The 18,917-nt window shown below is 64.8% G+C and carries 8 protein-coding genes; 6 read left to right on the forward strand and 2 right to left on the reverse strand.

Features of this window, described 5'->3' with window-relative positions; all coding sequences use genetic code 11:
• From P2G67_RS15910 to P2G67_RS15935, 6 genes are all read left to right on the forward strand, one after another.
• The coding region (locus P2G67_RS15910; protein WP_275824290.1) for a hypothetical protein at positions 1–941 on the forward strand (941 nt) is incomplete at its 5' end.
• The gene (locus P2G67_RS15915) at positions 938–1,429 is read left to right on the forward strand and encodes an SH3 domain-containing protein (RefSeq protein WP_275824291.1); all 492 of its coding nucleotides are present in this window, start codon (positions 938–940) and stop codon (positions 1,427–1,429) included. The genes P2G67_RS15910 and P2G67_RS15915, both read left to right, overlap by 4 nt.
• Positions 1,404–1,733, forward strand: a complete 330-nt coding sequence (locus P2G67_RS15920; RefSeq protein WP_275824292.1) for a hypothetical protein — start codon at positions 1,404–1,406, stop codon at positions 1,731–1,733. The genes P2G67_RS15915 and P2G67_RS15920 overlap by 26 nt, the downstream gene beginning before the upstream one ends.
• A gap of 23 nt (positions 1,734–1,756) precedes the next feature.
• Positions 1,757–2,665, forward strand: coding sequence for a hypothetical protein (locus P2G67_RS15925; protein ID WP_275824293.1), 909 nt, complete (start codon positions 1,757–1,759; stop codon positions 2,663–2,665).
• Between the two features lie 120 nt (positions 2,666–2,785).
• Positions 2,786–3,724, forward strand: a complete 939-nt coding sequence (locus P2G67_RS15930) for a hypothetical protein (RefSeq protein WP_275824294.1) — start codon at positions 2,786–2,788, stop codon at positions 3,722–3,724.
• 22 nt (positions 3,725–3,746) lie between these two features.
• Positions 3,747–4,511 (forward strand): SH3 domain-containing protein, encoded by a 765-nt coding sequence (locus tag P2G67_RS15935; protein WP_275824295.1) that lies wholly within the window; start codon positions 3,747–3,749, stop codon positions 4,509–4,511.
• A gap of 1,069 nt (positions 4,512–5,580) precedes the next feature.
• Here the strand turns inward: P2G67_RS15935 and P2G67_RS15940 are convergent.
• Complete coding sequence (locus P2G67_RS15940) at positions 5,581–7,287, reverse strand: ShlB/FhaC/HecB family hemolysin secretion/activation protein (protein WP_275824296.1); 1,707 nt, start codon at positions 7,285–7,287, stop codon at positions 5,581–5,583.
• 106 nt (positions 7,288–7,393) lie between these two features.
• Complete coding sequence (locus tag P2G67_RS15945; protein WP_275824297.1) at positions 7,394–18,448, reverse strand: MBG domain-containing protein; 11,055 nt, start codon at positions 18,446–18,448, stop codon at positions 7,394–7,396.
• Between the last annotated feature and the right edge of the window lie 469 nt (positions 18,449–18,917).

The raw sequence follows: 18,917 nt of genomic DNA on the forward strand, positions 1-18,917 counted from the left end.
ACATCCGCGCCGGCGACAACACCGAAGGCACGCTCACAGCCCCCGGAACACCGGGCCTTTACGAGCTGCGCTATGTGCTTGAGAAGGGCCGTCGTACACTGGCCCGCGCGCCGATCGAGGTGAGCGAAAGCGAGGTCAGCGTCACCGCCCCCAAGGGCGTCACGACCGGCGCCAAATTCGACTTCTCATGGGAGGGCACGATCAACGGCGCCGATTTCCTGACCATCGTTCCCGCCGGGGCCGACGAGAACGAGGTCAAGGACCACATCCGCGCCGGCGACAACACCGAAGGCACGCTCACAGCCCCCGGAACACCGGGCCTTTACGAGCTGCGCTATGTGCTTGAGAAGGGCCGTCGTACACTGGCCCGCGCGCCGATCGAGGTGACGAGTGCCGAGGTCGGCATCACCAGCCCCGGCACGGTGCGCGCGGGGGAGGCCGTGGATATCACCTGGTCAGGCACGATCAACGGCAGCGATTTCATCACCATCGTTCCCGCCGGGGCTGATGAGAACGAGGTTGACAGCCATCTTCGCGCCGGGAATGCCACCAAGGGCCGCCTGAAAGCGCCCGAGACACCTGGCATTTACGAAATCCGGTATGTGCTTGAGAAGGGGCGGCACATGCTGGCCAGTGCACCGCTGGAGGTGGTCGGGGCCGATGCGCCGCTCGACGATGGTGCCGGGCTGTCGGTGCCGCAAAGTGCTGCGCCGGGTGCGACGATCACGGTGACATGGACGGGTGGCAACGACAGCGCGGATCAGCGGCTGGCAGTGGCGCGCAAGGACCAGCCCGATTTCAGCTGGATTTCGGTTCACAAGATCGGGGAGCAGAAATCAATGGATCTCACCATGCCCGATGAACCCGGCACCTACGAGGTTCGCTTTCTGGATATTAACGGGCGCGCATTGCTTGGCCGCTCGGTGGTGGAGGTAGAATGATACGGCTATTTCTTTTCACCATAGCGGTCTGTGGGGGATTGGCACTTGCGATCCCCGCCGCGCACGCCGAAATCGACGGTCACGGGCCAGATGCCTGGCGCGTGACCGGCGTGGCCGCAAACGATGTGCTGAACATGCGGATGGGGCCGGGCACGCAATACCTGGTGATCGGCAGCCTCGCACCCAATGCGCGCGGGCTGGAACAGATCACCTGCGTGCCGCTGTTGATCCCCTCGATTTACAACCGGCTGAGCGAGACTGAGCGCGCCGCCCTGCCACAACGCTGGTGCCTGATGCGGACCCCCGATTTTGCCAAGGCGGGCTGGGTCGCACAGCGCTTCCTCATGGAGGACGGGTTGGAGGAAATCTCCGGTCCCGGCGCGGCACCCGGCGCTGACATCTCGCTGAAGACCATCGGCGATCCGTTGATCGACGGGGCGGCGGCGCTTGTACGCGATCTCTATGCCGATTTTGCCGCGTCGGGGTAGCCAGGCAGACAACCCTTTCGCAGATACCAATGTCGCGCGCTATTTCTTTGCCAATATGGCACAGAAGTTGCGCGGCCACGGGTCTGATTTGCTCTATGGCGCGCAGGATTTCCAGGGCGAGGTCACACGCATCGCGCCGGATGCCGACAAGCCGATGTTTCGCGGCACCATCAAGGTCAACGCCGATTTCACCAATTTCGGCAGAGAAGACAGCATCGCCTTCTATCTGCGCGCGGATACCGATCAGCCAGGTGCGCCCTTTCGGATATTTCATATCGAGCATGACGATTGGAGTTTTCCGTAATGATCCGTCCAGGACCAGCGGCGTTGGAGGCGGCTGCCCTCGCGCTGACCATCTCGACCGCCATCGCCGATCCGCTGCCCTGCCAGGGGCGGTATCAGGCGATTTCCGGCAACGTGATCATGTCGGCAAGCGGCATCGTTCAGGTCGATCCGCGCAACCGCAACGAAAGCACGGTCGATCTGACCTATGACGGCTGTGACCGGATCGCGATTGCGGGGCAAGGCATGCGCATGGACATTGTCCGCTCGGCCACATCCGGCTGGAGCGGCACGTTGACGGCGGGCGGGGCCACCCGTGTCTTCAGGTTCAACGCGCTGACCCCGCGCCTGATCGACAGCTGGATGGATGCCTTTGGCGGCGGCATGACCGTGCAGCGCGGCATGAAGCTGACCCTTGTGAAAGGCACCGAACACCAGCCTGTCGATTGTATCTTTGACGGTGAGCGGCACGATTTCACGCGTGAGAACGCCGCCGCCCGCGCCTTTCTGGCGGCGCGCGGACTGACTCCGCCGTCTTCGGATTTCGCGCTGCGCGACTATTTCCGCGCCGCCGAGGTGGAGAACCGCACGCAGACCGAATCCCGCAAGGGCAGAACGCGGCACGTCCGCTTCCTGCTGGGCAGCGGCAACAGGGTTCTGCCCGCCGCGCGCGCAGCCGCACGGTTCCGCGAGATCTGTCGGGCGGAGGAGGGGGCGCTTGATCCGCCGCGCCGGCTGCTCAACTTCAAGATAATTGAAATGGAGAACCCCGATGGCTTCGACGTCTTTGCGCAGCTCATCGACATCGAGACCGGCAAGATCATAGCGCAGCGAGAAGGCGAGGCCACGGGGACCAACGACGCCGCTCTTGCGGCGGCAATGCAGGCCAGTGCCGCGCAACTGGCAGAAGATGGCGTGACAATCGGCCCGCTGAGCGACGGCAAGGTGCGCTGAGCCGCGCCTTGAATGACGTTCATGGATTGATCGGTGAGCCCGGCCTTGCTTCGGGCAATCAACAAGGGAGAACAACCCATGGATTTCGAGAAACCGGGCCGCAAGGCGCGACTGGCGCAATTGGGCTTTCTGGCCCGCCACACTTTCACCATCGTCGGGCGCAACCGAGCGTTGCTGGGGCCGCTGATCGTCATGTGGATCTATGCGGCGGCGATGATCGTGCTGTTCTTTACCGGGCTTTTTCTGGCCTTCTACGAAAGCGGTAACAGCACCTGGTTCCTCATCGCGGGTGCCTTAATGTTCATCTACAAATTCTTCTTTTACAACCGGGCCGAGCTGACGCTTAGCCGCCTGACCTACGGGACCGCCATCGGCGGCAGCCCGACGCGCGGCGAGGCACGGCGCGAGATTGCCGATCTCAAGCCGCAGATACGCACCCTCGGCCTGCTGGATATGGCCGCCGCCTGGGTTGCCAGCCGCAAGAACAAGGAAGGCGGCCTTATGGCGCTCCTGCTGGGCGGCATTGTCGAGGTCTGGGACCTGGTCAACCACTTCCTGTTGCCCGCCTTCGCCATCGACAGGCTGGGCCTGCAGGACGGCATCGCAAAGTTGAAACGGCTGAAGGATCATGTGCCCGAAGCGTTGGTCGGTGTTTTCGGAATCGACATCATGGGCGGCGTGATCGGCACGCTGATGGCGCCGGTTTATTTACTGGGCGCCCTTGCGGGGATCGCCTGCGGGTTGTTCCTTGGGGGGCATATGCCCGGCGCATTCTCGGCCGGCACGCTTTCCGAGATTTCGCGCGACATGCCCCAGCTGGGCCCGATCGGGCCGGACACCGTCTTCAACTGGCTGCCGGTCTTTGTGATCGTCTTTCTGGGCGTCCTCCTTCACGCCTTGATGGCGCGCGCCGTCACGGCGATCAAGGTCGTCTATTTCACGCTGTTCTATACCCGCATCATGCACGCTGAGGATCTGGCCCCGGATATGCGTGCCGATCTCGAAGCGTATCTGGACCTCGACGAAGGGGAAATGGCCGACAGCCCGGCCCCGGTGTGAGAAGGGGCGCAGGGGATGCGGAATGAAGGTGGAGGGCCAGTGCGTTTCGCCGGTTTACGAAAGGCAGGTTGATTTTATGACAATTCAGACCCCGATATTTTCCCGCGCGCGCTGTCTCGTCGCGCTTTTCGCGTTTCAGGTGTGCCTGCTGTTTCACCCGGTTGCGGCTTCGGCTCAGGACGTCGGCACCTATGCGCATGTCGAGGCCCTCGCGCTTAATCTGCGCACGGCACCAGATGCCGGATCGCAGGTGCTCCTCGCGCTACCGCGCGGCACCACCGTCAGCATTCTGGATCGCAGGAATGGCTGGGCGCGCGTCTTCGTTCAGGGCGTCGGCAGCGGCGGTGCTCAAGGGTGGGTCGCGGCAAGGTTTCTGGGTTCGGGCGGGGCTGTGACTGGCCAGCGGCGGCATCGGGCGCATGATGGATACGAGGGCGGCGCGCGCCGTTACGGTCCGCTTCGGGTCGACATGCTTGATTTCGACTGTCGGCCGCCGCTCTTCGGCAACAGCGGTATCCGCAAATGCATCGCGAGCGTTCGGGTCCGGTTGCCCCTCGACGAATTTGCGCCGGGGCGTAGCGATCATGTGCCGGTTGCCTGTCGTGGCGCGATTTCCTATCGCACCGCGACAGAGCCCTATTCAAAGCGCCTGATCGAGGACGAGCGGACCAGCATCGCCCACAATGACCAGCTGGGACAATCAGTGCGCATCCATTTTCCGGTGCGCTCAGAGCGGGCCAAAATCGAGTCCGCAGATCTTGAGGCATTTACCTGCTGGCGAGATTAAGGCGGCAGTTGTCGCCGTCATGTCGTGTAAAGATCAGGTGGCGCTTGATGATATTTACCGGAAGGCAGTCTCCTTCTCGCGCGCTGATGGTCTGACAAGCCGCTGCGCTAATTGCTCCAAGTCAGGTCATAATACCCGGTTGCGCGGCAATGGCCCGAGCCGCCAAGGAGTTTCGCCATCTGGTGGGACCTGATGATGTCGTGCGTCCCACCTCTTTGATCATATCCACGCCATTGGCACCGCCTGCCTGACGCTGTGGCAATAATCTAACAGACGCCGCTAAGGACGTCATTAACGACGCCTCTTAGCAACTGTATCTCTCAGGGAGCCAAAGGAGTCCATTTCTGACGACTTTTGCATACGGCGTTAGCAAGGTTGACCAGTTTCCGAGCGACTGCGGTTATGATCACCTTGTGCGGTTTTCCGGCTTTTCTTTGAGGTGGCCAGATGCACGTTGGAAAGATTGATGTCACGCATTCGTACAAGGAACCCCACCCATGTTTCCTAAGAGCGTACCATTTTTTGCTGCGCGTCGTCGCTCGCGCAGCCTGAGCGGCGGGCTCCCCACAGGGAGAATTTACTGCGCGCCGAGTTGAAACCGCGGCAGCGGCGAGCGCGTTTGATGCCGCTTAGGCTGCCCCAGCCCGGTGTGCTGTCGGCAGCGCGGATCGAAACCAGCCCACAACCTCGGCATGAAAAGAGCTACTGTGGCCGCCCGGACTTGGTCCTGGGCCTTGTTCTCTTCTCAGGCTCAGGCGGCGGCTCCCCAAGAGGTTTTTCCGAGAATGGTTTCGATGACTCTCGCTCCGGTTTCGGTACGTGAAAGGCTCAGTGCTGCCGAGCAGGCTCCCAACGCCGCGCTTCACGCCGCTTCCGGTTGTGCCAAGCCGCCGGAAACCTTCCGGACAAGTGCCAAAACGGCGCTCGTTCGCCAAAGGTGGAGATGCGCCCCCGCAACCAACTTTACCGAACAACACAACACATCACCCGCTCCGGCAGCCGCCGAAGCGGGTTTTTGCGTTGGGCCAAATGCTCAAGCATCTCCATGATTGCGCCGCCGCGCTCTGCGTCAGAAGCGGGCGCGGATGAAGGCGTTGATGGTGACGTCTTTGGCGTCGGTCTGACCGGCGTCCTTGAGGGCATAGCCTGCCGCCAGGTTGAGGTCGAGATTGTCGGCGATCCGGTAGTCGAGGCCGGCGCCAAGGCCTGCGATGGTGGTGTCGCGATCGCTCCACTGGTCGCTGCCGAACCCGACATCGGCGAAGAGGAAGGGGGAGAGGCTGTCCCAGATGTCGGCAACCTCCCCGATCGGCGAGAAGGTTGGCAGCCGCAGTTCGTTGCGCCAGACGAGCGCGCGATCCACCGTGACGTCGTCGAAGGTGTAGCCGCGCACGGCGGAGAAGCCGCCCAAGGGCATGCGCTCGGTGTCTGGCAGGGGAGCGGTTGCAACCTGCCCGGTGGCTGTGCTCAGCCAGGCGAAACGCTTTGGCAGGCGGGTGATGCGCGTGACGTTGGCATTGACATAGGCGTAGGTCACCTGGTCGACACGGCCGTTGGAGAAGGTCGACCAGGTCTTGTCGGTGTTCCCGGAAAGCACGCCGCCGGGGTTGCCGTGAAGGCTCACATCGAAGGCCGTGCGCCCTGTCTCGTCGGTTAGGAGATTGGACCAGCCCAGTTGGAGTTGAAAGACATCGGCACTGCCGTCCGCCACCTCCGTCCCGTTGAAGAAGGTCGTGCGCTCAAGCCGCTTGAAGGAGACGCCGCCGTAGATGTCGCCCCAGTAGCGCTGCGGCAGCAGGTTGGAAATGGCCGAGCGGTAGATGATCGGCAGCTCCAGGGTTGTGCTTTCAAAGGTGATGAACTGGTTCGGGTCTTCGCGGCTGACCACGTAATTGGGCGATATTTCGAGAGCCTGGCGCGGCCAAGTGGGCACGACGATGCGGCCCGCATGGCTCAGATAGTTGGGATACTTGCCTTTGCTCGGGAGCAGCTTGGAGCGGTTGCGCCAGAGATCGTCGCTCCCGGTGACCTGGTAGGACAGCCAGGCCCCGTTGAGCGGCTGCAGGCTCAGGTCGAGACCGAGGAAATAGCGATCGAGCCCTGTGGCCTCGGAGCCGGTATTGGTCCAGCCGCCGGAAACGGACAGCGGCCGTGACCGGGTGACCGGCACGTCGAGCTCCGTCAGGGCCGTCTCCGTTCCCGGCCGGAAGGTTCCCTCAACATCGAGGAAGGGGGAGCGGTTGATCCAGGAGAGGTCTTCTTCGAGCGCCCGCGCATCGATGGGCTGCCCGGGCTCGAGCCGCAAATCCGCACGGATGGAGGCGGCCTGATCTTCGTCCACGCCCGAGACCCTTGCCTCGCCCAGCCGGAACTCGATGATGCGGACCTGCAGGATGCCTTGCGTCACCTCCTGGGGCGGCAGGGTCACCGAGACGAAAGGGCGTCCGGCGGCGCGATAGACGCCGGCGATGGCGGCCTGGACTTCGGCGGCGAGGTCGAGCGACAGTGGCTGGCCAATGAAGGGCGCCAGTGCCGCTTCCATGGCCTGCGGATCGGCGCCTTCTGGCGTTCCGGATACGCCGGAAGGCGGTGCCGATTGCACCGCTTCGTCCTGGCCGATCAGTGTGACGCCGGAGAGATCGACACCGAGGGGCTCCGAACTGCCCCGCCCGAAGTCCTGCTCGTCGATGATGATCGTCGCGGGCCCGCGCTCCGGGGCGGGCGGGACGTTGCGCTCAATCGCGGATTGGGCTGCGGCCTGGGAGCTTGCCGTCAAAAGCAGGAGAGCCGCTGCGCAGCGGCGCGCCGCTGTCCAGCGAGGGTGAGCACACAGGCGGCCCTTGCCGGTCGCCGGGAACCAACGACTGGGCAGCGCATCGCTTTTAGTTTGCATTGAAGCTCAACCACTGCCCGAATTGTGTGTTGGTGAAATAGGGGAAGCCGGCACAGCCTTGTCCCCCGACGCCGCCGAGGCAGGCCGACGGTAGGTCGCCCGAATCTTGCGGCCCGCTCAGGCCCAGGGTGGTCACGCCATCCCGCAGCAGGAAGAAGAGCGACCAGGGCCCGTCGAACAGGGTGCGCTCCATGGGGAAGGGGGGGAATCCGTTGGTGTCGGACAGGGTGGGCGTGCCGGCGGCGATCGAAAGCGTGCCGGGCAGCAGCGTCAGGTCGTAGTTGGCGTTGCGGCCGGCGACGTCGATCGCGTAGGTGCCGACGGGTGATGCCTGGGTCGCAAGCGTCGAGACTGCGAAGTCGTCGAGTGCCTCGTCCAGGCTTGCGTGGAAGGGAGCGAGGCTGCCGTCGGTCACCGACGCCGTGAGTGGTGGCACCGGTTCGCCCTGGCGCGTGTCCGCATCATCGCCTCGAACCGTCAGGGCGCGCGGCGTCACAGCCAGGGTGCCGGCGGTGTAGCTCTCGATGTCGTAGTTGCCCGAGGCCGCGAGTGTGCCCTGGTCGATGCTGTAGTGGCCGACGTTGCTGGTGGCATTGGCATCGGTGGCGAGGCTGCCGGAGAGGCTGTCGCCATTGACCAGGCCGCGGCCGCCGACCGCGTAGGTCAGCGCCGGATTGTCATCGCCGTAGCTGCGGGTCTGGTCGTCGGCGGTGATGGTGATCGGCCGCGCGGTGACGCTCAGACCGTTGCTGTGGACCTGGTAGGTGATGGCGTAGTTGCCGAGGCCTTCGCCGCTGGCGTTGGAGCCTTGCAGGTCGTAGCTGCCGACGTTGCTGCTGGCATCGGCGGCCGAGATCAGGTCGACGGCATCAATGCTGTCGCCGTTGACGAGGTTGTCGCCACTGGCGGAGCCGCTGGCCGGATTGTCATCGCCGTAGACCCGGCTGATGCCGTGGGGCGTAACGGTCAGGGCGCGCGGCGTCACAGCCAGGGTGCCGGCGGTGTAGCTCTCGATGTCGTAGTTGCCCGAGGCCGCGAGTGTGCCCTGGTCGATGCTGTAGTGGCCGACGTTGCTGGTGGCATTGGCATCGGTGGCGAGGCTGCCGGAGAGGCTGTCGCCATTGACCAGGCCGCGGCCGTCGACCGTGTAGGTCAGCGTCGGATTATTGTCGCCGTAGCCGCGGGACTTATCGTCGGCGGTGATGGTGATCGGCCGTGCGGTAACGCTCAGGCCGTTGCTGTTGACCTGGTAGGTGATGGCGTAATTGCCCAGTCCGCTGCCGCTGGCGTTGGAGCCTTCCAGGTCATAGGCGCCGACATTGCTGGTGGCGTCGGCGGTAGAGGCGAGGTCGACTGCGTCGATGCTGTCATTGTTGACGAGGTTGTCGCCGCTGGCGGAGCCGCTGGCCGGGTTGGCCTCGCCGTAGATCCGGTCGATGGCATCGGGCGTTACGGTCAGCGCGCGCGGTGTGACGGTCAGGCCATTGCTGTTGACGGCGTAGGTGATGGCGTAGTTGTCGAGGCCTTCGCCGCTGGCGTTGGAGCCTTCCAGGTCATAGGCGCCGACGTCGCTGGTGGCATCGGCCGCGGAGGCGAGCTCGACGGCGTCGATACTGTCATTGTTGACGAGATTGTCGCCGGTAGCGGCGCCGCTGGCCGGGTTGGCCTCGCCGTAGATCCGGTCGATGGCGTCGGGCGTCACGGTCAGCGCGCGCGGTGTGACGGAGAGCCCACCGCTGTTGACGGCATAGGTGATGTCGTAGTTGCCGAGGCCTTCACCGCTGGCGTTGGAGCCTGTGAGGTCATAGGCGCCGACATTGCTGGTGGCGTCGGCTGCGGAGGCGAGCTCGACGGCGTCGATGCTGTCATTGTTGACGAGGTTGTCGCCGCTGGCGGAGCCGCTGGCGGGGTTGGCATTGCCGTAGATCCGGTCGACGGCATCGGGCGTCACGGTGAGTGCGCGCGGTGTGACGGTCAGGCCGCCGCTGTTGACGGCATAGGTGATGGCGTAATTGCCCAGTCCGCTGCCGCTGGCGTTGGAGCCTTCCAGGTCATAGGCGCCGACATTGCTGGTGGCGTCGGCTGCGGAGGCGAGGTCGACAGCATCGATGCTGTCATTGTTGACGAGGTTGTCGCCGCTGGCGGAGCCGCTGGCCGGGTTGGCCTCGCCGTAGATCCGGTCGATGGCATCGGGCGTTACGGTCAGCGCGCGCGGTGTGACGGAGAGCCCACCGCTGTTGACGTCATAGGTGATGGCGTAGTTGCCCAGTCCGCTGCCGCTGGCGTTGGAGCCTTCCAGGTCGTAGTCGCCGACATTGCTGGTGACGTCGGCTGCGGAGGCGAGGTCGACGGCATCGATGCTGTCATTGTTGACGAGGTTGTCGCCGCTGGCGGAGCCGCTGGCGGGGTTGGCCTCGCCGTAGACCCGGTCGATAGCATCGGGCGTGACGGTCAGTGCGCGCGGTGTGACGGTCAGGCCACCGCTGTTGACCTGATAGGTGATGTCGTAGTTGCCCAGTCCGCTGCCGCTGGCGTTGGAGCCTTCCAGGTCGTAGGCGCCGACATTGCTGGTGGCGTCGGCTGCGGAGGCGAGGTCGACGGCGTCGATGCTGTCATTGTTGACGAGATTGTTGCCGGTGGCCTTGCCGCTGGCGGGGTTGGCCTCGCCGTAGATCCGGTCGACAGCATCGGGCGTCACGGTCAGTGCGCGCGGTGTGACGGAGAGCCCACCGCTGTTGACGTCATAGGTGATGTCGTAGTTGCCGAGGCCGCTGCCGCTGGCGTTGGAGCCTGTGAGGTCATAGTCGCCGACATTGCTGGTGGCGTCGGCTGCGGAGGCGAGCTCGACGGCATCGATGCTGTCATTGTTGACGAGATTGTCGCCGGTGGCCTTGCCGCTGGCCGGGTTGGCATTGCCGTAGATCCGGTCGACGCCGTCGGGCGTCACGGTCAGTGCGCGCGGTGTGACGGTCAGGCCACCGCTGTTGACGTCATAGGTGATGTCGTAGTTGCCGAGGCCGCTGCCGCTGGCGTTGGAGCCTTCCAGGTCGTAGGCGCCGACATTGCTGGTGGCGTCGGCTGCGGAGGCGAGGTCGACGGCGTCGATACTGTCATTGTTGACGAGATTGTCGCCGGTAGCGGAGCCGCTGGCGGGGTTGGCGTCGCCATAGATCCGGGAGACGCCGTTGGGGGTAACGGTGAGGGCGCGCGGCGTGACCGCCAGGCTGCCGGCGGTATAGCTCTCGATCTCGTAGTTGCCGGAGGCGGCGAGTGTGCCCTGGTCGATGCCATAGGCGCCGACGTTGCTGGTGGCCTCGGCGTCGGTTGTGAGGCTGCCGGAGAGGCTGTCGCCATTGACCAGGCCGCGCCCGCCGACGTCGTAGGTCAGCGCCGGATTGTCGTCGCCGTAGCTGCGGGTCTTGTCATCGGCGGTGATCGTGATCGGCCGCGCGGTGACGGAGAGGCCACCGCTGTTGACCTGGTAGGTGATGGCGTAGTTGTCGAGGCCTTCGCCGCTGGCGTTGGAGCCTTCCAGGTCGTAGGCGCCGACATTGCTGGTGGCGTCGGCTGCGGAGGCGAGCTCGACGGCGTCGATGCTGTCATTGTTGACGAGGTTGTCGCCGGTAGCGGCGCCGCTGGCGGGGTTGGCATCGCCGTAGATCCGGTCGACGCCGTCGGGCGTCACGGTCAGTGCGCGCGGTGTGACGGTCAGGCCACCGCTGTTGGCCTGATAGGTGATGTCGTAGTTGCCGAGGCCGCTGCCACTGGCGTTGGAGCCTTCCAGGTCGTAGGCGCCGACATTGCTGGTGGCGTCGGCTGCGGAGGCGAGGTCGACGGCGTCGATGCTGTCATTGTTGACGAGGTTGTCGCCGGTGGCTTTGCCGCTGGCGGGGTTGGCATCGCCGTAGACCCGGCTGACGGCGTCGGGCGTCACGGTCAGCGCGCGCGGTGTGACGGTCAGGCCACCGCTGTTGACCTGATAGGTGATGTCGTAATTGCCCAGGCCGCTGCCGCTGGCGTTGGAGCCTTCCAGGTCGTAGGCGCCGACATTGCTGGTGACGTCGGCTGCGGAGGCGAGGTCGACGGCATCGATGCTGTCGCCGTTGACGAGATCGTTGGCGCTGGCGGAGCCGCTGGCCGGGTTGGCATTGCCGTAGATCCGGTCGACGCCGTCGGGCGTCACGGTCAGGGCGCGCGGTGTGACGGTCAGGCCACCGCTGTTGACCTGATAGGTGATGTCGTAGTTGCCGAGGCCGCTGCCGCTGGCGTTGGAGCCTTCCAGGTCATAGGCGCCGACGTCGCTGGTGGCGTCGGCTGTGGAGGCAAGGTCGACGGCGTCGATGCTGTCATTGTTGACGAGGTTGTCGGCGCTTGCGGCGCCGCTGGCGGGGTTGGCCTCGCCGTAGACCCGGTCGATAGCATCGGGCGTGACGGTCAGTGCGCGCCGGGTGATGTCGAGGGTGCCGGCGGTATAGCTCTGGATATCGTAGTTGCCGGAGGCGGCAAGCGTGCCCCGGTCAATGTCGTAGCCACCGACGTCGCTGGTGGCATCGGCGTCGGTGGCGAGGTTGCCGGAGAGGCTGTCGCCATTGACCAGGCCGCGGCCGCCGATGGTGTAGGTCAGCACCGGATTGTCATCGCCGTAGGTTCGGGACTGGTCGTCGGCGGCGATGGCGATCGGCCGCGCGGTGACGGTCAGGCCACCGCTGTTGACGTCATAGGTGATGTCGTAGTTGCCGAGGCCTTCGCCACTGGCGTTGGAGCCTTCCAGGTCGTAGGCGCCCACATTGCTGGTGGCGTCGGCTGCGGAGGCGAGGTCGACGGCATCGATGCTGTCATTGTTGACGAGATTGTCGCCGGTGGCCTTGCCGCTGGCGGGGTTGGCCTCGCCGTAGATCCGGTCGATGGCATCGGGCGTCACGGTCAGGGCGCGCGGTGTGACGGTCAGGCCACCGCTGTTGACCTGATAGGTGATGTCGTAGTTGCCGAGGCCGCTGCCGCTGGCGTTGGAGCCTTCCAGGTCATAGGCGCCGACGTCGCTGGTGGCGTCGGCTGTGGAGGCAAGGTCGACGGCGTCGATGCTGTCATTGTTGACGAGGTTGTCGGCGCTTGCGGCGCCGCTGGCGGGGTTGGCCTCGCCGTAGACCCGGTCGATAGCATCGGGCGTGACGGTCAGTGCGCGCGGTGTGACGGTCAGGCCACCGCTGTTGACCTGATAGGTGATGTCGTAGTTGCCCAGTCCGCTGCCGCTGGCGTTGGAGCCTTCCAGGTCATAGGCGCCGACATTGCTGGTGGCGTCGGCCGCGGAGGCGAGGTCGACGGCGTCGATGCTGTCATTGTTGACGAGGTTGTCGCCGGTGGCCTTGCCGCTGGCTGGGTTGGTATTGCCGTAGATCCGGTCGACGGCATCGGGCGTCACGGTGAGTGCGCGCGGTGTGACGGTCAGGCCGCCGCTGTTGACGGCGTAGGTGATGGCGTAATTGCCCAGGCCGCTGCCGCTGGCGTTGGAGCCTGTGAGGTCATAGGCGCCGACATTGCTGGTGGCGTCGGCTGCGGAGGCGAGGTCGACGGCGTCGATGCTGTCATTGTTGACGAGGTTGTCGCCGGTGGCTTTGCCGCTGGCGGGGTTGGCATCGCCGTAGACCCGGCTGACGGCGTCGGGCGTCACGGTCAGCGCGCGCGGTGTGACGGAGAGCCCACCGCTGTTGACGGCATAGGTGATGTCGTAGTTGCCGAGGCCTTCACCGCTGGCGTTGGAGCCTGTGAGGTCATAGGCGCCGACATTGCTGGTGGCGTCGGCTGCGGAGGCGAGGTCGACGGCGTCGATGCTGTCATTGTTGACGAGGTTGTCGCCGCTGGCGGAGCCGCTGGCCGGGTTGGCCTCGCCGTAGATCCGGTCGACAGCATCGGGCGTCACGGTGAGTGCGCGCGGCGTGACGGCCAGGGTGCCGGCGGTATAGCTCTGGATGTCGTAGTTGCCGGAGGCCGTGAGCGTGCCCTGGTCGATGCTGTATGCGCCGACATTGCTGGTGGCATCGGCATCGGTGGTGAGGCTGCCAAAGAGGCTGTCGTCGTTGACCAGGCCGTCGACGGAGTAAGTGAGCGCCAGATTGTCATCGCCGTAGGTTCGGGACTGGTCGTCGGCGGTGATCGTTATGGCCCGCCGGTCAACATGCAGCAGATTATTGGTGTAGACGAAGCGATAGTCCTGGCCCTGCGAGCTGGTGCCGTTGGCCGGGCCGGAAATCGCATAATCGCCTGCGTCCAGATCGTCGCTCAACTGATCGAGCGTGGGCTGGTCCAGTGCATCGCCGTCCGGACCGAACACATAGGAACCAGGCCCGCCGAAGACTCGGTCGATCTCTGCGTTCGGCGTGGTCTCGCCGTAGACGATCGTGCCGCTGTCCTGCAGCTCGACCCGGGCAACGGCCGAGAGGGCATAGAGTTCGGGATAGAAGCCATCGCTCGGCGGCGCCCAGACCGTCTCGAAGTCCCAGCCCTCCGCTTCAGCGCGCGCCATGAATCCGGCCGTGTCCTGAAACTCCGCGGTCGTGAGGCCAGTACCAACACCGCCGAGATCCGGGTCGTTGACGTCGCTGTTCCAATAGCCGTTGATGACGGTGCCGCCGTCGTTGCGACCTACCAGCCCGCCGGCGAATGAATTGCCGGTGACCTTACCTGTGGCATAGCTATTCTCGATGGTGCCATTGGCACCCCAGTTGTTTGCTACCAGTCCGCCGACGGCAATACTGCCGGTCACATCGCCAGTGGCATAAGCGTTCGTGATGGGCCCGCTGTTTTCTCCCACCAGCCCACCGATGCGCTGCACACCGTCGTGATTTCCGGCGACTTTCCCCGTCGCGAAGGATGTCGTGATTGAATCGTGGTTGACCCCCACCAGTCCGCCGACGAGCCACCTGCCGGTCACATCGCCAGTGGCATAAGCGTTCTTGATGGGCCCCCAATTGTCTCCCACCAGCCCGCCGACGTAATTTCCGCCGGAGATCGCACCTCCGACGATACCGACGTTTCGCAACGTGCCATCGGACCGGCCGAACAGGCCCACGTAGACCTCGCCGGGTCTCTCGATGGTCAGGTCCGCCACCTCGTGGCCGAGGCCGTCGAAGGTGCCGGTGAAGGAAATGGTGTTGTCGCCGAGCGGGTCGAAGCCCAGACCCCCGTTCCAGTCAAGGGTTGCGCTGGCGTCGATGTCGTTGATCAGGGCGTAGTTGCGGGCGAGGTCGGCGTTGATCGCCTGTAGCTCGTCCACGTCCGAGATGGGGTGGAAGAGGGTGTCGCTGTCGCTGCCGATCAGGAAGGGCCCGGGCAGGTCGCGCAAAAAGGGCGTGGTCTGATTCCCGACATTGTCCCACACCGCCGAATCGAAGCCGTCGGGCAGCGCCCCGGAAAGCTCGGCGGTGGTTTTGCCCTTCGTCGGATCGTTGCCCGCGCCGACGCCGACCCCGGGGCCGCTGATGTCCGTATTCCAATAGCCGTTGGTGATGGTGCCGACGTTGTTCCCCACCAGCGCGCCGACGTCGTCGTTGCCGGAGACATCGCCAGTGGCATAGGCGTTGGTGATGGTGCCGCTGCTGAGGTTGAGCCCCACCAGCCCGCCGACGTAGTCGTTGCCGGAGACATCGCCAGTGGCATAGGCGTTCTCGATGGTGCCGCTGTTGAGCCCCACCAGCCCGCCAACGTTGTTGGCGCCAGCGACCTTGCCTGTGGCATAGCTATTCTCGATGGTGCCATTGGCACCATAGTTGTGTGCCACCAGCCCGCCGACGTACCTGCTTCCGGTAACATCGCCAGTGGCATAAGCGTTCGTGATGGGCCCGCTGTTTTCTCCCACCAGCCCACCAATGCGGTCCTCATTTCCGGCGACTTTCCCCGTCGCGTAGGATGCCGCGATAGAATCGTGGTTGACCCCCACCAGTCCGCCGACGAGCCCGCTGCCGGTCACATCGCCAGTGGCGTAGGTGTTCGTGATGGTCCCGCTATTTTCTCCCACCAGCCCGCCGACGTAGTCGTTCCCGGAGTCTTTGGTGCCGGAGACATTACCTGTGGCAAAGGCGTTCTCGATTGTGCCGCTGAAGTTGTGACCTACCAGCCCACCGACGTGGTCGGTGCCGGTGACATCGCCAGTGGCATAAGCGTCCTCGATTGTGCCGCTGTCGTTGCGGCCCACCAGCCCGCCGACGAGCCAGCTGCCGGTCACATCGCCAGTGGCATAAGCGTCCTCGATTGTGCCGCTGTCGTTGTAACCTACCAGCCCACCGACGTGGTCGGTGCCGGTGACATCGCCTGCGGCATGGCTATGCAGGATGAGGACGCCTTCGTTGAAGCCTACCAGCCCGCCGACGCGGTCGGTGCCGGTGACATCGCCAGTGGCATAAGAGTTGAAGATGAAGCCGCCGGTGCTGTGACCTACCAGCCCGCCAACGTCGTTGGCGCCAGCGACCTTGCCTATGGCATAGCTATCCCCAATGGCGCCGCTGAAGTTGCGACCGATCAGCCCGCCGACGGCCCTGTTTCCGGTCACATCGCCCGTGGTATAAGCGTTCCTGATGGTGCCGTTGTTCTGCCCCACCAGCCCGCCGACGTCGTCGTTGCCGGAGACATCGCCAGTGGCATAGGCGTTGGTGATGGTGCCCCAGTTGTTCCCCACCAGCGCGCCGACGCGGTTACCAGTGCCGGGGACTTTGCCAGTGGCATAGGCGTTGGTGATGGTGCCGCTGCTGAGGTTGAGCCCCACCAGCCCGCCGACGTAGTCGTTGCCGGAGACATCGCCAGTGGCATAGGCGTTCTCGATGGTGCCGCTGTTGTCGTTGAGCCCCACCAGCCCGCCGACGTAGTCGTTGCCGGAGACCTCGCCAGTGGCATAGGCGTTTTTGATGACGCCGCCGTCGTTCCACCCCACCAGCCCGCCGACGTAGAAGTCGCCGGAGATCGAACCACCGAGGATGCGGATATTCCGCAGCGTGCCGTCGGACCGGCCGAACAGGCCCACGTGGTTCTCGCCGGGTCTCTTGATCGTCAGGTCCGCCACCTCGTGGCCGAGGCCGTCGAAGGTCCCGGTGAAACGCTCTGTGCCGTCGCCGAGCGGATCGAAGCCCCCGTTCCAGCTTTCGGTCGCGGCCGCGTCGATGTCGGCGCCCAGCACGAAATTGCCGTCGAGATCGCCGGCAATGCCCTGAAGGTCCGTCCCGCTGGTGCTTCCCTCGGCACCCAACCGCGTGATGATTGTGTAGTCGATCGCGGCGTCCTGGTGGTGCTTCGTGCTGAAGGAGCCGGTCGCGGGCAAGTTGATCGGGGCGTTGACGAAATAGCCCCCGCCGTTGCCGGCCTGATTGGTGTGGAGCGCCAGGCCGCCGGTTCCCGTCGCCGTCATCTCCGCGTTGACGATGATGCTGCGTGCTGCGTCGAGGGTCAGAGTGGTGTCGGACCAGGCAATGGGAGCGGCCACGGTGATGTCGCCCTCCTGGCCGCCGCCCGCGCCGGTGGACACCGTGACGTTGGCCTCGGCAAGCGCCCCCTCCAGCGTGGTGACGCTGATCACGCTGTCCTCGCCCGTGGCCGTGAAGCTGTCGTCGGTGCCGGAGCCGGCGGCGTCGGCAATGGTCACGTTGTAGGGATCGAGCAGGAGGCTGCCGGTTGCCCCGGATGCCGCCGTCAGGTCGACGCTGCCGGTGAAGGCGAGTTTCGCCCGGCCCGAAACCTCCGCAAAACCGCCATCTCCTTGGCCGGCGCCCCTGGCCGAGATATGGCCGGCAAAGGCGGTGAAGCGATCGGACCACATGACGATGTCGCCGCCATCGCCTGCCGTGGCGTCGGCGGCAATCGTCGCCCCTTCGGCCACTCCCAGCGTCTGTGCTGTGGAGACCTCTTCGGCGAGCAGTTTCGCTTGCGGATCGGACCCGCCCTTGAAATCGCCGCCCAGGAGGATCGTGCCGCCCGAGGTGCCGCCGGCATCGAGGCGGGCAGTGGGGCCGAGGGACAGCGTCTCGGCGGTGGCGACGATACTGCCGCCTTCGCCGCCGCTGCCGCTTGCGTCGACTTTGCCGTTGATGGTGACCGCGCCGCCGGAGATGCGGATGTCCCCGCCCTGTTCCGGACGCCGCCTGGGGAGCGGTGGGGCGTCAGGAGCCTCCGCAACTTGCCGGCTGGCCGTGATCTCCTGCGTCGTGGTGACCGTGCCTTCATCGCCGGCCGTCAGGAAGATGCGCCCGTCCGCTTTCGCGACGCCTGTGGCTTTGATGACGTCATCGGTGCTGCCGGCCAAGGCGTAGACGTTGCCGCCATTGGCGCGCAGTTCCACTTCCGCGGCCGCGATCGCGCCGCTGTTGAGGGCTTCCGTGTCCTCTCCGCCGATCCTGACGGAGAACATGCCGTCCCCATGGGCATGGTCGCGCATCAGCACTTCGTAACCGGCCGCGAGGGCCGCGGTACCGTTGGGCGCGCTGATCGAACCGCTGTTTTCCACCCGGCGTGCAATCAGCGCGACATCCCCGTGGGCGGAGGTGATCGTGCCACGATTGACGATCTCGGCGTCGCTCGTGCCGGAGAAGATCATCGAACGGCCTTCGAGGAACTCCGCGTCGGTCACGTCGTGCGTCGAGGCGACAAAGGAACCGCCGGTGCTCACCTGGCCGCCCGGACCGATCACCACGCCGGCCGGATTGACCAGGTAGAGGCTGCCGGTGGCGCTCAGCGAACCGTGAATGCCGGAGGGGGCATTGCCGGTGACGCGGTTGAGCGTCGCGCCGGACCCGTTCTCAAAATGAGCCGAGGCCTTGCCGCCGACGGAAAAGCTCTTCCAGGTGATGATCGCGCTGTCGGAGGATTGCCGGACATGGAGGTGCTTCTTGCCGCGACTGTGCACCGACGCCGAGCCGGAGACGACATTAGCCCCGGTGGGGATTTCCCTGTCCTGCGCGCGCGCTTCGACCTCCCAGACGAAAGGGCTCATCGCAACCATGGCGGACAGCGCCGTCGTGCCCAACAGGCGCGCAATCACAGAGTTCGAGCGACCATATTCCCGCACCAGCCCCGCCCTCCCTGATTCACCATATGGATGTATGAATAGAGTGACGGTAAAATTTTGTAAAGAGGGTGGGAAAGGAGCGAATTAGAATTTTACAGCAGAATGCACGCTCGCGCTGCAATGATTCGCTCGCTGATTTTTAGTACAATCTGGCGAAAGCCAGCAGCACTGTGACGAGTTTTTGCACATCACACTTGATGCGAACTGACAAGCGCCACGCTTGTGCCAACCCCCGGAAATCTTCCAGAAAAGTGCTGCGAAGGCGCTCGTTCGCCGAAGGTGAAGATACGTCCCCAACCAACTTTACCGGACGAGCCAACACATCGCCCGTTCCAGCATCCGCTCGAGCTGAGGACCTCTAACAACCGGGTTTGATGTTCTGAAGCAGCCAAGCCGCGCCGTGCTTCATTACTGCGCTCGCCTTACCCTGCAGCCTCGGCGGGGCTATGGAGGTCGGCGGTCCTCTCTG

The organism is Aquibaculum arenosum (assembly GCF_029222965.1).
Lineage (GTDB): Bacteria > Pseudomonadota > Alphaproteobacteria > Kiloniellales > DSM-21159 > Aquibaculum > Aquibaculum arenosum.